At 50.1% G+C, this 14880-nt stretch carries 13 protein-coding genes and 1 pseudogene; 5 read left to right on the top strand and 9 right to left on the bottom strand.

Annotated elements, in window-relative coordinates; all coding sequences use genetic code 11:
* Positions 1 to 48 precede the first annotated feature (48 nt).
* The 5 genes from nhaR to RHD99_RS03210 form a co-directional block, all read right to left on the bottom strand.
* Positions 49 to 936, bottom strand: a complete 888-nt coding sequence (gene nhaR / locus RHD99_RS03230) for a transcriptional activator NhaR (protein ID WP_309877419.1) — start codon at positions 934 to 936, stop codon at positions 49 to 51.
* Between the two features lie 67 nt (positions 937 to 1003).
* The gene (gene nhaA, locus RHD99_RS03225; protein ID WP_309879062.1) at positions 1004 to 2179 is read right to left on the bottom strand and encodes a Na+/H+ antiporter NhaA; all 1176 of its coding nucleotides are present in this window, start codon (positions 2177 to 2179) and stop codon (positions 1004 to 1006) included.
* Positions 2180 to 2399: 220 nt separating this feature from the next.
* A complete protein-coding gene (dnaJ, locus tag RHD99_RS03220) occupies positions 2400 to 3539 on the bottom strand; it encodes a molecular chaperone DnaJ (RefSeq protein ID WP_183270662.1) in 1140 nt (379 codons plus the stop codon).
* Between the two features lie 85 nt (positions 3540 to 3624).
* On the bottom strand, positions 3625 to 5544 hold the full coding sequence (gene dnaK, locus RHD99_RS03215) for a molecular chaperone DnaK (RefSeq protein ID WP_183270663.1): 1920 nt from the start codon (positions 5542 to 5544) through the stop codon (positions 3625 to 3627).
* A gap of 14 nt (positions 5545 to 5558) precedes the next feature.
* Positions 5559 to 5717, bottom strand: a complete 159-nt coding sequence (locus tag RHD99_RS03210) for a hypothetical protein (protein WP_309877418.1) — start codon at positions 5715 to 5717, stop codon at positions 5559 to 5561.
* 123 nt (positions 5718 to 5840) lie between these two features.
* On the opposite strand from RHD99_RS03210, the gene satP reads away from it, so the two are divergent.
* The gene (gene satP / locus RHD99_RS03205; RefSeq protein ID WP_183270664.1) at positions 5841 to 6407 is read left to right on the top strand and encodes an acetate uptake transporter; all 567 of its coding nucleotides are present in this window, start codon (positions 5841 to 5843) and stop codon (positions 6405 to 6407) included.
* A gap of 55 nt (positions 6408 to 6462) precedes the next feature.
* Here the strand turns inward: satP and RHD99_RS03200 are convergent.
* From RHD99_RS03200 to tal, 3 genes and pseudogenes are all read right to left on the bottom strand, one after another.
* Positions 6463 to 7787, bottom strand: a pseudogene (locus RHD99_RS03200) (MFS transporter).
* Between the two features lie 125 nt (positions 7788 to 7912).
* A complete protein-coding gene (gene mog, locus RHD99_RS03195) occupies positions 7913 to 8500 on the bottom strand; it encodes a molybdopterin adenylyltransferase (RefSeq protein ID WP_309877417.1) in 588 nt (195 codons plus the stop codon).
* Positions 8501 to 8609: 109 nt separating this feature from the next.
* Positions 8610 to 9563 carry a transaldolase gene (gene tal, locus RHD99_RS03190; RefSeq protein WP_270142918.1) on the bottom strand — a complete coding sequence of 318 codons (954 nt, stop codon included), beginning with the start codon at positions 9561 to 9563 and terminating at the stop codon, positions 8610 to 8612.
* A 205-nt stretch (positions 9564 to 9768) separates the two neighbouring features.
* Between tal and RHD99_RS03185 the strand changes: the two genes are divergently transcribed.
* Positions 9769 to 11214 carry an alanine/glycine:cation symporter family protein gene (locus RHD99_RS03185; protein ID WP_309877416.1) on the top strand — a complete coding sequence of 482 codons (1446 nt, stop codon included), beginning with the start codon at positions 9769 to 9771 and terminating at the stop codon, positions 11212 to 11214.
* A gap of 86 nt (positions 11215 to 11300) precedes the next feature.
* On the top strand, positions 11301 to 12074 hold the full coding sequence (gene yaaA / locus RHD99_RS03180; RefSeq protein WP_309877415.1) for a peroxide stress protein YaaA: 774 nt from the start codon (positions 11301 to 11303) through the stop codon (positions 12072 to 12074).
* Positions 12075 to 12106: 32 nt separating this feature from the next.
* Here the strand turns inward: yaaA and RHD99_RS03175 are convergent, their stop codons facing one another.
* Positions 12107 to 12409, bottom strand: a complete 303-nt coding sequence (locus RHD99_RS03175; protein WP_309877414.1) for a DUF2502 domain-containing protein — start codon at positions 12407 to 12409, stop codon at positions 12107 to 12109.
* A 236-nt stretch (positions 12410 to 12645) separates the two neighbouring features.
* On the opposite strand from RHD99_RS03175, the gene RHD99_RS03170 reads away from it, so the two are divergent.
* Positions 12646 to 13626: a GlxA family transcriptional regulator gene (locus tag RHD99_RS03170; RefSeq protein WP_309877413.1), complete on the top strand. Its 981-nt coding sequence runs from the start codon at positions 12646 to 12648 to the stop codon at positions 13624 to 13626.
* A 78-nt stretch (positions 13627 to 13704) separates the two neighbouring features.
* Positions 13705 to 14715 carry a type I glyceraldehyde-3-phosphate dehydrogenase gene (gene gap, locus RHD99_RS03165; RefSeq protein ID WP_309877412.1) on the top strand — a complete coding sequence of 337 codons (1011 nt, stop codon included), beginning with the start codon at positions 13705 to 13707 and terminating at the stop codon, positions 14713 to 14715.
* Positions 14716 to 14880: the final 165 nt, after the last annotated feature.

Here is a 14880-nt window from a genome sequence, read left to right as displayed (position 1 = left end):
TGAAAAAAACCGGCTTATGCCGGTTTTTTTATATCTAAAATTTGTCACTCACTTAAAGAGCGCAGAATAATCCCGGTTACACACGCGCTGTACTGCCGGATGCTGAATCATTCGCTCCGCAAAGATCGCGTGATACTCTTCCATTACATTCTCAATGCGCCCAATCTCAACAATGTTCTCATCATTGTAGATATCCTGTCCGTACAGCGTCGGTGCGACGAAAATTGCATTGTGTGCGGCACCAAAGGCTTTCATCAGCGCGGCATCATCAAACTCCCCGAGAATTTCAACGTTTAATCCCTGAGTGTTGATCCAGTTGAGGATCTTGCGCCCTAGCATCGAACGGCGGCCTGGGATCAATAAACGTCGGGTTTCAAGGCATGCCGGGAAAGGCAAATCAGGCACTGGGTTCTGACTCCAGAAGCTAATACCACACTCGCCGATTTTCACCGAGAACAGCCCTTCTTGCTGAGTTGAATCAATCGGGCAATCAGAGATGATCATATCCAGTTTGTGCTGGCTTAATTGCTCCAGCAGCATTTCATGGGTCGACTCAAAACAGCGCAGGTGAATTTGTTCATCTTCAACGACCGCCGCATCAAGCACGCCACTGACCAGGCGTTTTGACAACGCATCCGCAATCCCGACGTCAAACAAGAGACTGGACTCTTTGCGATAGTTCACGATATCCAGCATTTCCTGGCTTAACGTAAACATGCGATCCGCATAACGGAAAACGAGTTGGCCCAGTTCAGAAGGCTCGAGGCCGCGCCCTTTACGCTTAAATAATTTACCTTGCAGACGCTCTTCTAATGCTTTGATCTGGCCGGTGATAGTTTGTGGCGTTAAATATAGCGCTTCAGCGGCACCGACCACGGAACCTTCTTTGCAGACATGCCAGAAGTAGTAGAGGTGATTGTAATTTATGTGTGACATACGTGATTCACTCCCTGATAAATAATCCATTCACTAACGGCCCCAAAAGGAGCCGTTAGCGCGACAATTAATGATGCTGTAACTGCGAGCTGAAACGGCTTCTCAACATGCAGTAACCCACCACCGCAGAAAGCAGTGACCCCAATAAGATACCCAGTTTTGCCCAGGTAATCAGTGCTGGGTCTGCCCCGTCAAAGGCCAGTGATGCGATGAAAATCGACATAGTAAAGCCAATCCCACACAGCACGCCCACCGCCATAATTTCTTTGCAGGTGGTGCCTTCCGGCAATGTCGCCAATTTCAGTTTCAGCGCTGCCCAACAGAACAAGCTAATGCCCAGCGGCTTGCCGATGAACAGACCCGCCATAATCCCCATCGGTAACAATGAGGTTAAGCCCGCAAACGTGACACCATCCAAAGAGACGCCCGCATTGGCGAAAGCAAACAAAGGCAGAATCAAGAACGCGACCCAAGGATGAAGTACGTGCTCCAACTCTTTCGCCGGTGAATGCCCCTTCTCTTCTTTAAGCGGGATCAGGAAACCGATGATGACCCCGGCAAGCGTTGCATGGACACCGGATTTCAGCACTGCGGTCCACAACACCACACCGACCAGGATATACAAACCGGTACGGCGAACGTTGCAGATATTCAGCAATGCCAGGACAGCAATGGCACCTGCGGCAACGGCCAACGAAAGCACGGAAAGATCGTTGGTGTAGAACAGAGCAATGATAACAATCGCGCCCAAGTCATCAATGATTGCCAGCGCCATCAGGAACACTTTGAGTGCAACCGGTACACGATTTCCCAGGAGTGCCAGAATACCCAGCGCAAAGGCAATATCCGTTGCCGCCGGAATCGCCCATCCCTCACGAGTAACCGGGTCCTGGAAGTTGAACAGCAGATAAATTGCCGCCGGGATCACCATGCCACCCAACGCGGCAATCACCGGGAACGACGCCTGACGCATGCTGGCAAGCGAGCCGCTAACCATTTCGCGTTTTACTTCCAGACCAACCATCAGGAAGAAGATGGCCATCAGCGCATCGTTAACCCATAACAACAGGTTTTTACTGATGTCCAGCGCGCCAATGCGTACCTCAACCGGCGTTTCTAAAAACGCGTGATAAAAAGCACTGGTCGCGTCAAGGTTGGCAAATATCATGGCCATCGAGGCAGCAATGATCAGCAAGATGCCGCTTGCGGCCTCGCTATGAAAAAATCGCTGTAATGTTTTGATCATCCCTTCATCTCCCAAACAAGCAGCAAAAACAGTTAAGCCGCTAATAGGTTGTTAGAGTAATGGTTATGACACATCGATAAAAGCAGATTATATTGCATGAATAGATCGGAATAAACGAAATAAACTATTCGTCACGCTAATCAAAATCTGACGCATAAAAAAGCCTGAACCAAAGATATTCGATTCAGGCTTTTGACTGCACAAAGGAGAACGGTGTTTAGCGGGTTAAATCATCAAAGAATTTCTTCACGCCGTCAAAGAAGCTCTTTGAACGCGGACTATTCTTTTCACCACTAGGCCCACCAAAGCTTTCAGCCAGATCGCGCAGTAACTGCTTCTGCTTTTCGTTCAGGCTGACAGGTGTTTCCACCACAACGCGGCATAGCAGGTCACCCTGAGCCCCGCCACGTACGGATTTCACCCCTTTGCCACGCATTCTGAACAATTTGCCCGTTTGCGTTTCGCCTGGAACTTTAAGGTTTACACGGCCATCCAGTGTTGGCACTTCAATCTCGCCACCCAGGGCAGCCATTGCAAAGTTAATTGGCACTTCGCAATACAGGTTATTGCCTTCACGCTCAAAGATTGGGTGTTGTTTAACCTGAACCTGAACGTACAAATCACCTGATGGTGCACCGTGCTCACCCGCTTCCCCTTCACCTGCAAGACGAATGCGGTCACCGGTATCAACGCCAGCCGGGATTTTCACCGACAGTGTTTTTGTTTTTTCTACGCGACCATGTCCATGACAGGTATTGCACGGATCTTTAATAATCGAACCGCGCCCCTGACAGTGTGGACAGCTTTGCTGCACCGTGAAGAAGCCCTGGCGCATTTGCACCTGACCTTGCCCATGACACGTCGGGCAAGTCTGCGGCTTGGAGCCCGCTTTCGCGCCGCTACCATGGCAAACGCCACACTCTTCAAGCGTTGGGATGCGGATCTCTTTGGTGACGCCACGAACCGCTTCTTCCAGCGTTAAGTCCATGTTGTAGCGTAAATCGGCACCACGGGAAGCGCGTTGACGACGGCCACCACCGAAGATGTCGCCGAATACGTCGCCAAAAATATCGCCAAAGTCCTGGCCGCCACCACCAAATCCACCGTGACCGCCACCACCCATGCCGCCTTGCTCAAACGCAGCATGACCATACTGGTCGTAAGCGGCACGTTTTTGCTCGTCGGTAAGGATTTCGTAGGCTTCTTTAATTTCTTTAAACTTCGCCTCAGACTCTTTGTCACCCTGATTACGATCCGGGTGGAACTTCATTGCCAGGCGTTTATAGGCTTTCTTGATTTCACGCTCTTCCGCGTTTTTCGGAACGCCTAAAACCTCGTAATAGTCTCTCTTCGCCATCTTTTTTGTCTGCCCCTAACATGCGTGCACGGGCGTAGAGGAAAACCTCGACGCCCGTGCCAGTTACAAACCGCTCAAAGGGCGATTATTTTTTGTCTTTAACTTCTTCGAACTCAGCATCAACAACATCGTCGTCTTTGCTAGCAGAGTTGCCAGCATCTGTCGCGTTGCCTGCTTGCTGTTCAGCGTGCTGTGCCTGAGCCAGTTCCATCAGTTTCTGAGAAACTTGTGCCAGTGCCTGCATTTTCGCTTCGATATCAGCTTTGTCTTCGCCTTTCAGAGAAGTTTCCAGCGCGCTCAATGCAGACTCGATTGCAGTTTTGTCATCAGCTGGCAGTTTGTCACCGGCTTCTTCAACTTGCTTACGAGTGCTATGCAGCAAGTGGTCACCCTGGTTACGGGTCTGCACCAGTTCTTCAAACTTACGGTCAGCTTCTGCGTTAGCTTCTGCATCACGCACCATTTTTTGGATTTCTTCTTCGTTCAGACCAGAAGAAGCCTTGATGGTGATTTTCTGCTCTTTACCGCTGTTTTTGTCTTTCGCGGAAACGTGCAGAATGCCGTCAGCATCGATATCGAAGGTCACTTCGATTTGCGGCATGCCGCGTGGTGCTGGGCTGATACCATCCAGGTTGAACTGACCCAAAGATTTGTTATCAGAAGCACGTTTACGTTCACCCTGAATCACATGGATGGTCACCGCAGACTGGTTATCTTCAGCTGTGGAGAACACCTGGCTGTGTTTAGTCGGGATAGTGGTGTTTTTGTTAATCAGTGAAGTCATCACACCGCCCATGGTTTCGATACCCAGAGACAGCGGGGTAACGTCCAGCAGCAGTACGTCAGTGACATCACCAGCAAGCACACCACCCTGAACAGCAGCACCGATTGCAACAGCTTCGTCCGGGTTCACGTCTTTACGTGGTTCTTTACCGAAGAACTCGGTCACTTTTTTCTGCACCATTGGCATACGAGTCTGACCACCAACCAGGATAACGTCCTGGATATCGGAAACAGACAGGCCAGCATCTTGCAGTGCAACTTTCAGCGGCTCGATAGAACGGTTTACCAGGTCTTCGACCAGGGATTCCAGTTTCGCGCGAGTCACTTTGATGTTCATGTGTTTTGGACCGGTCGCGTCTGCTGTGATGTACGGCAGGTTCACGTCGGTCTGTTGAGCAGAAGACAGCTCAATTTTCGCTTTTTCAGCAGCTTCTTTCAGACGCTGCATAGCCAGTGGATCGTTACGCAGATCGATACCTTGATCTTTCTTGAACTCTTCCACTAAGTAGTTGATCAGACGGCTATCGAAGTCTTCACCACCCAGGTGGGTATCACCATTGGTTGCCAGAACTTCGAAGGTTTTCTCGCCATCAACTTCATCAATTTCGATAATAGAGATATCGAAAGTACCACCACCCAAGTCGTAAACCGCGATAGTACGGTTGCCAACTTCTTTATCCAGACCGTAGGCCAGAGCCGCTGCGGTTGGTTCGTTGATGATACGTTTTACTTCCAGACCTGCGATACGGCCAGCATCTTTAGTTGCCTGACGCTGTGCATCGTTGAAGTATGCAGGAACGGTGATAACAGCTTCAGTGACTGGCTCACCCAGATAATCTTCAGCGGTTTTCTTCATTTTCTTCAGCACTTCAGCAGAGATCTGCGGAGGTGCCATTTTCTGGCCTTTTACATCAATCCATGCGTCGCCGTTATCAGCGCCGATGATTTTGTACGGCATGATAGCTTCATCGCGCTGGACTTCTTCGTCCTGGAAGCGGCGGCCAATCAGGCGTTTGATCGCGAACAGAGTGTTCTGCGGGTTAGTCACTGCCTGACGTTTAGCCGGCTGACCAACCAGAATCTCACCATCCTGGGTGTATGCAATGATAGAAGGAGTGGTGCGGTCACCCTCAGCGTTTTCCAGAACGCGAGCAGTAGTACCATCCATAATCGCTACACAAGAGTTGGTAGTACCCAGGTCGATGCCAATAATTTTACCCATCTAAACGTCTCCACTTAAAATTTGTCGTCATATGGTCGTGAACCTGTTATGCGGGCAAACAAGAGTCTTTCAACTGCCCAAACGTGCTTTTTTTCAGGTCCATCAACTGCGGTTGCATACAAGATGGGGTCACTAAACTCTCCATCAAGGGGCAAGGTAAAAAAAATTTTCATCTTCACACCTGTTTAGATCATGGACTCAGGACCTTCACCTGATTATGATGCCGCGCCCCGCAGCCCTTTCGCGGCTACGAGGCGCTTACATATATCCATTTTCAGACGAATTTTAGAGGAACTATGGGCAACACTAAGTTGGCTAATCCAGCTCCCCTGGGCTTGATGGGCTTCGGTATGACGACCATCCTGCTTAACTTGCATAACACCGGCATCTTCCCTTTTGATGTCAACATTCTTGCAATGGGTATTTTTTACGGTGGTATCGCACAAATTTTTGCTGGCCTGTTGGAATTTAAGAAAGGTAATACTTTCGGCCTGACAGCATTCACTTCTTATGGCTCTTTCTGGCTGACTCTGGTCGCCATTTTGATCATGCCTAAGATGGGCCTTGCAGACGCTGCAAACGCACACTTCATGGGTGCATACCTTGGTCTATGGGGCGTTTTCACCCTGTTCATGTTCTTTGGAACACTGGTTGCTTCCCGCATGCTGCAGTTCGTGTTTGCAAGCCTGACCGTTCTGTTCGCTCTGCTTTCTATCGGACACTTTGCTGATAGCGAAAGCATCATTCACATTGCTGGTTGGGTGGGTCTGGTTTGTGGCGCATCTGCCATTTACCTGGCGATGGGCGAAGTGCTCAACGAGCAGTTTGGCCGTACTGTATTGCCAATTGGTGAAAAACACTGATTCCCGCATAGCTGTGGTGTGAAAACAAAAACGCGGAGCCTGGCTCCGCGTTTTTTTATGAGTGCTGTAGCGGCCTTTGAACCACTTTATCTTCATGCGTTAAATCATTTCGCAGCCAAATCCCCAGCGCCAGGCCAACCATCGACAGTGCCAGCACATACCAGGCAGGAGCCATGGGTGATACTGCCGATAACATGGTGACGAAGATAGGTGTCAGACCACCGAAAATCGCATACGACATATTATAAGAGAATGAGATCCCGCTAAATCGCACTTCTGCCGGGAATGCTCTGACCATCACAAACGGCACAGCGCCTACCACTCCGACGCTTAAACCGACCAGGCCATATAAAAAGAACAGATACTCTGGATGGCTGGCAGTCAGGTGATAGAACATCCAGCTGCATATCGCCAGCAACAAACTCCCGATAATAAAGGTTTTGCTGGCACCAATACGGTCGATAATCAGCCCCGCCACGATACAACCGATACACAGCATGACAATCGCAATACTGTTCGCCTGAAGCGTCAATGCTGGCGCGATACCCAATTGTTTTTGTAGCCAGGTTGGCGCCATTAATATGACGACCACAATCCCTGCGGACAGCAACCAGGTCAACAGCATCGAAACCACCACGGCTTTTTTATGGTTCACGATGACCGATTTCAACGGCAACTCTTCCGCCAGGGTTTTGCGTTGCTGCATCTCAATAAAGATTGGAGTCTCTTGCAACCAGCGGCGCAGATACATCGCTACCAACCCAAAAATACCGCCCAGGAAGAAGGGAATACGCCAGCCGCCATCGTGAATAGCCTGCTGCGTCATCGAGGTATTAATTATGGTCGCGACAACAGAACCCAGCAAGATCCCAGCCGTAAGGCCAGCCGTTAACGTACCGCATGCGATCCCGATTCGTTTATAAGGGACATGCTCGGCAACAAATACCCAGGCACCCGGCACTTCCCCCCGATTGCCGCCCCCTGAAGCACACGCATCAGAAGCAGTAATACTGGCGCGGCGATACCGAGTGTTTCGTAGGTTGGCAACAGCCCAATCGCCAAAGTTGGCAACGCCATCAGCAAAATGCTCAGGGTGAACATTTTTTTACGACCAACCAAATCACCAAAGTGGGCCATGATAATGCCGCCCAAAGGGCGCGCCAGATAACCGGCGGCAAAAATACCGAAGGTTTGTAGCTGGCGAAGCCATTCAGGAATATCCGCAGGGAAAAAGAGTGCCCCTACCACGGTGGCAAAGAAAACAAAGATGATGAAGTCGTAGAATTCGAGTGCGCCACCGAGGGCGGCAAGAGTCAGGGTTTTGTAATCCTGACGATTCAGAGGTCTTGTGCGTTGTGTTGAATGTAATTGTTGTGACATAAGAACCTGCGCATGAAAATGAGTGTGGTTTTTAGTTTCCATTTTGCTGTAAAGCAAAACTTACTATAACGATCCCCACTCGACATGCCAGAGCCACTACATCTTATGTCACAAACAACCTATTTTTAGAGCTTTATTTCACGAATTGCACTTTTAGGACGAAAAGCTGCTACTACTTTACTCTCCGTCTCGACGTAAGGGCCATCCAGAAGCTGTATACAATACGGTACACTTGCGAATATTCCCGGCACGATAACGTTGCCATCAGCATCTTTGACGCCCTCGAGCGTTTCTTGAATCGATTTCGGCTGGCCTGGTAAATTCAGGATCAACGCCTGCTTACGGATAACGCCAACTTGCCGCGAAAGAATCGCTGTCGGCACAAACTGCAAGCTGATCTGGCGCATCTGCTCGCCGAAACCTGGCATCACACGGTCAGCGATGGCAAGTGTCGCATCTGGTGTCACATCACGACGAGCGGGGCCAGTGCCACCCGTGGTTAACACCAAATGACACGCCATCTCATCCACCAACTCACACAGCGCTTGTTCAATAAGCGGCTGTTCATCAGGGATTAAGCGGGTTTCGATTTGAAAAGGAGTCGTTAAGGTTTTTTCCAGCCAGTCAACAAGGGCCGGAATACCTTTATCTTGATAGACACCGCTTGAAGCGCGGTCAGAGATGGAAACTAAGCCAATGCGTAAGGTATTCATATCATTCCCGGAGAGTCAAAACTTTAACGGAATGATACACGGCGAAGTGCGTTGCAGACAGGGTGAAACACTAAAAAGCGTGGCCGGAATGCTCCGGCCACACGAATGATTACAGCAGATCGCCGATCATTTTTTCCAGTTTTTCCTGGTCGATAGCAAACTTACGGATGCCGTCAGCCAGTTTATCAACAGCCATCGGATCCTGGTTGTGGCTCCACAGGAACTCGGATTCTGTCATGCGCTCTGGACGTGCTTTAACTTCACCGGTGTAAGCCAGTTTACGCTCAACCGCACCTTCGCTTTCAGCCAGCTCTTTAAGCAGAGCAGGAGCGATGGTCAGGCGGTCACAACCAGCCAGTTCGATAATCTCACCCAGGTTACGGAAGCTTGCGCCCATAACAACGGTTTCGTAACCGTGTTCTTTGTAGTACTGGTAGATTTCAGAAACAGAAACGACACCTGGATCTTCTGCCGGTGCGTACTCTTTCTTATCAGTATTCGCTTTGTACCAGTCCAGAATACGGCCTACGAATGGAGAAATCAGGAACACGCCTGCTTCTGCACATGCACGAGCCTGAGCGAAGGAGAACAGCAGAGTCAGGTTGCAGTTAATACCTTCTTTTTCCAACTGCTCAGCAGCACGGATGCCCTGCCAGGTAGAAGCCAGTTTGATCAGGATACGGTCATTGCTGATACCCGCATCGTTGTACATTTTGATCAGGCGTTTTGCTTTAGCGATGCTGGCATCGGTGTCATAGGACAGACGCGCATCAACTTCAGTAGAAATGCGACCCGGGATCAGTTTCAGGATTTCCAGACCAATATTCACCGCCAGCTTGTCAGTTGCATCCACAACTTGCTGTGCATGAGAGCTGCTCTGCTCACGCGCCCAGCTAACCGCATCATCAATCAGTTTGCGGTATTCAGGAATTTGCGCAGCATTCAGAATCAGAGATGGGTTGGTGGTAGCATCTTGCGGTTGATACAGCTTCATTGCCGCAATATCCCCGGTGTCCGCAACAACTGTGGTTAGCTGACGCAGGGAGGTCAATTTATCCGTCATGATAGTGTTTCTCGTTAGGTGGAACTTGTTAGGGGGATGTAACCGGTCTGGCCTGATGATATCACGACGTAAGTCAGGTGCAACCGCAGTGATACATCGGTAGGAACTGAACGCTAAACGGGTAAATCCAGTGTATTATTCCCCAGCTATGTAAAGGACTATATGCGGCCACAATGCCTGTAACTCAAGCAAACGAGAGATGTTAATGGCAGATTTTTTTCTGTTTATCAATGAAATACTCTGGGGTTCAATCCTCATCTATTTATTAGTCGGGACGGGCCTTTGGTTCACCTGGCGATGCGGTTTTGTACAATTTCGTTATCTGACGAAATTACGTAGCCTCATCATGTCGAAAAATGAGGCCGATCCTTCCGGAATTTCCTCATTTCAGGCGCTTTGCACAAGCCTTGCCGCACGCGTGGGTAGCGGCAACCTTTCGGGTGTCGCACTTGCCCTAACGCTTGGTGGCCCCGGCGCTATTTTCTGGATGTGGGTGGTTGCCATGCTCGGTATGGCGACGTCCTTTGTTGAATGCTCCCTTGCCCAGCTTTATAAAACTCGCGACGACGAAGGCAATTACCGCGGCGGCCCAGCCTGGTATATGGAACGCGGTCTGGGAATGCGCTGGATGGGCGTGATGTTTTCTATCTTCCTGATGATTGCCTTTGGGCTTATTTTTAATGCAGTGCAAGCGAACTCAATCGCCAACGCGGTGAATATTGCTTTTGGCATCCCTAAAACCTGGATTGGCATCGGGCTGGTTGTCTTAACGGCAGGCGTTATTTGGGGAGGGATGCGTGGCACTGCGCGCATCTCTCAATGGCTGGTTCCGTTTATGGCGCTTATCTGGGTGTTAATGAGCCTGGTGGTAATGGCGATAAACATCGAGCGTTTGCCAGATGTCGTTTCTCTGGTGTTCAAAAGCGCGTTCGGCTGGAAAGAAGCGGCATCAGGCGCTCTGGGGTTCACCATCAGCCAGGCTATCACCAACGGTTTCCAGCGCGGAATGTTCTCTAACGAAGCTGGAATGGGCTCCTCTCCTAACGCGGCAGCAGCCGCTTCGGCATGGCCTCCGCACCCCGCTTCGCAAGGGTTGGTACAGATGTTTGGCGTGTTTATCGATACGATAATCATCTGTTCTGCGACCGCGGGAATCATCCTTTTTTCAGGGATTCTGGATACGCCCAACCCGAACATGAATGGCATCGCACTGGTTCAACAAGCACTGAGCAGTGTGGTTGGCTCGTGGGGAGCTGGGTTCATTGCGTTTATTGTTATGCTGTTTGCGTTCACATCAATAATCGCTAACTATGCCTATGCAGAAAACAACTTGATGTTTCTGCAACAAAAAAGCCCATTCGCCACCGTGTTATTCCGCTGCCTTGCGCTGGTGATGGTCATGTTTGGCACCCTTTCGCCATTACCGTTAGTCTGGCAAATGGCTGACGTGGCAATGGCATTTATGGCCGTCACCAATCTCACGGCGATTTTGCTGCTCTCACCAGTCGCACACGAGCTGAGTAATGATTATCTGCGCCAGCTGCGGCTCGGCGTGACGCCAGTTTTTGACCCGAACCGTTTTCCGGAAATTAAAAGCCAGCTTGCACCGGGCATTTGGGACACACCAAAGCCCCCTGAAACCAAGCGCTAATCGCAACCATTGGCGGATACTATCCGTAAATTTGCTACCATGTAGCCAAAATATGTCGAGTTACATCGCGGCGGCAAGGAACAGATATGCTCATTCTCATTTCACCTGCAAAAACATTGGATTATCAAAGCGATCTTCCTACCGATCGTTTTACCCAGCCCGAACTGCTGGATTATTCGCAACAATTGATCGCGGTGGCGCGCAAACTTAGCGCACCGCAAATTTCATCGCTGATGCACATTAGCGATAAACTGGCGTCGCTGAACGAAACACGTTTTCACGAATGGCACCCTGATTTCACACCGCAAAATGCGCGTCAGGCTATTCTGGCATTCAAAGGCGATGTGTATACGGGGTTACAAGCCGAAGAGTTTAGCGATGCAGATTTCGATTTCGCCCAACAGCATTTACGCATGCTCTCCGGTTTATATGGCGTGTTGCGCCCACTGGATTTGATGCAGCCCTATCGTCTGGAAATGGGCATTAAGCTTGAAAACCCGAAGGGCAAAGATCTGTATCACTTCTGGGGCGACACCATCACCGAAAAGCTGAATCAGGCGCTGGCAGCTCAGGGCGATAATATCGTGATTAACCTGGCATCGGATGAGTATTACAAATCGGTAAAACCGAAAAAACTCAAAGCAGAAATTATCAAGCCAGTATTCCTTGATGAGAAGAACGGTAAATTCAAAGTGATTAGCTTCTACGCCAAGAAAGCTCGCGGTTTGATGAGTCGCTATATCATCGAAAATCGACTCACCAAACCTGAACAACTGACCGGTTTTAATACCGACGGATACTTCTTTGATGAAGCCGCGTCGGGTAAAAATGAGTTAGTGTTTAAGCGTCACGAACAGTAAAACAAAACGCCAGCGCTATGCTGGCGTTTTAATTAGTGATGTTTGTAGTGGCCGTTGTGATTGCCGTTATCATGATGATCTTTATCATGATGGCCCTTGTCATGGTGGTCATTGTCATAGTGATGGTCATGCGGATGCCATCTGTTATCACGCCACTCATAGTGATCGTTCCACCAGCCACGGTCTCGCCAGTGGCCACCGTCCCAGTAGTTACCCCCACGGTCCTGATCGCCAATTTGCAGTTTCACTGCCGGAATAAGTGTAATTTCAGATGCCTGCACAGCCAGCGGAGTCACCACCAGAATCGATAAAGCCAACAGAATTGATTTCAACATAAGTCACTCCTTACAACATTCACACCGCTATGGGTTGTTAAGGTAAGCATATGCCGAATAAGTCAGTGTTGTTATTCTCCGCAATCCTAATCTGTAAGCTCGCGCATTTAATGGGAATTCCTCCTTTTTCCCTCCTTTTTTATTGCACAATTTCTCCATGATTCAGCCCACAGTGAAAGGCCTGGCTGCCCTTTTCCCATATTGACTTATTTTGTCAAAAGGGTACTTTTTAGGACATGAAAACATTTTTAATTATTGTCCCGGACGGCGGAATGCTGTTCGAATCCGCTGGGATTGCCGATATCCTGATGCAGGCCAACCGCTTACAGACGGAAGGTCTGTGTGAACCTCGCTATCAGATAAGCCTGGCGACCACTCAGGTTCACCAGGTTATCCACGGTCAGTCAGGACTCAATTTGTTGGCCGACCATCGCCTGCACGAACTGGATCCTTATGAACCCCGAGACACCATTATGATCACGGGACGAGGATTAAATGAGCAGGAAGGTACGGCGGTAGTCGACTGGCTAAAGCTTGCAGCACCTCACGCCCAGCGCATTGTTTCCATCTGCGGCGGAGCGCTGCTTCTGGCGCAGGCAGCACTCCTTAACGGTCGCCGTGCAACAACCCACTGGCGATTGCTCGAAACCATGCAATCCACCTGGCCACTCGTCAAAGTCGAAAGTGGCCCGCTCTATCTTCAGGATGGGCCCATCTGGACTTCCGGCGGCGTAAGCTCAGGCTTTGATCTGACCCTCGCGCTTATCGAAGAAGATTATGGCTTTACGCTTGCTCGCGACGTAGCACAGGATCTGGTGATGTTCCTTCGTCGTCCAGGCGGACAATTGCAATTCAGTCGTTATCATCTCCAGCAAAGCGACGCCTCCACTCCGATAGGCCAATTGCAAAACTGGCTACTTGAGAATCTCTCCGCCGATTTGTCAGTTGAGAAACTGGCTGAGCGGGTAGCGATGAGCCCCCGAAACTTCACTCGTGTTTTCACCAAAGAAACGGGTGTTACCCCAGCCCGCTACGTTGAAGAAGCTCGCCTTGCCGCCGCCCGGCATCGCCTTGAGCAAACTAAAGAAACGCTCGATCAAATTGCGAGCAAAGCCGGATTTGGCAACACCATCACCCTGCGCCGCGCCTTTGAGCGCCAGCTTCATCTCACTCCAGGCGAATACCGCGAACGCTTTCACTGCCGTAAAATGGCGTGAATTGATCCTTTTTTGTCGTTTACGCCATTTAACCGGAAGCCTACAGTGACTTCAGACATTTCACTGAGGGAGTCAATCATGGTTAAGGTCGGTATTAATGGTTTCGGCAGAATTGGTCGTAGTGTATTACGCGCAGCGCTGGGTAACGCTGACGTTCAGATTGTGGCAATCAACGATCTCACAGACAGTAAAACCCTCGCTCACCTGCTGAAATACGATTCATTGATGGGCACCTTGCCGGTTCCGGTTGAGGCGGCCGACGGGCAATTGCAGGTAGACAGCAAACTTATTCGGGTATTCAGCGAAAGAGATCCGGCAAAGATCCCGTGGCGTGAGGCAGGTGTCGATATTGTTATCGAGGCGACTGGTTTCTTTACCAGCCGCGAACAGGCTGCTGTACACATCAATAGCGGTGGAGCCAAACGCGTCATCATTTCAGCACCGGGTAAAGATGACGACCTGACGATAGTGATGGGGGTTAACCATCAGCAGTACGATCCCGAACGCCATTTCGTCGTGAGCAACGGGAGCTGTACCACCAACGGCCTTGCTCCTGCCGCACAGGTTTTGCATCAGCAGTTTGGTATTGAACACGGCCTGATGAATACCACTCACGCTTACACCAACAGCCAAGCACTGCACGATCAGCCAGAAAAAGACCTGCGTGGTGCGCGAGCCGCCGCTCTTTCCATCGTCCCTTATTCCAGCGGTGCGGCGAAAGCGTTAGGCAAAGTGATCCCTGAACTGGACGGACGCCTGACGGGTTACTCATTACGCGTGCCTGTACCGGTGGTTTCTATTGTTGATTTAACCGTGACCTTAAAACGCCCGGTCACCGCCGAAGAAGTGAATGCCGCGTTCAAGAACGCCGCAACAAACGGCCCGCTAAAAGGAATTTTGGGCTACAGCGATGAACCGCTGGTATCGAGTGATTACCAGGGCGATCCGCGATCTTCTATCATCGACGGGCTTTCAACGCTGGTGATTGGAGGCAATCTGGTCAAGATTTTGGCCTGGTACGATAACGAATGGGGCTTCTCTAATCGCCTGGTCGATCTGGCGGAAATGATGGCGAAACGTGGGCTTTAACGTCCTCTTCAGCGCCTAATCCCCATCTTTTAAAATCCACGCACCCGCGTGGATTTTTCTTTTGCACACTAAACAGCAACAACGAGACGAACTCGACGTTACCCCTTTGCTTCTGGAGTATATTTGGCGGACTCAAGATCCCGCTTTAGCACTCCAAAAATAAAG

The organism is Buttiauxella selenatireducens (assembly GCF_031432975.1).
Taxonomy (GTDB): domain Bacteria; phylum Pseudomonadota; class Gammaproteobacteria; order Enterobacterales; family Enterobacteriaceae; genus Buttiauxella; species Buttiauxella selenatireducens.
This window is presented reverse-complemented; position numbering and strand designations above follow the sequence as displayed.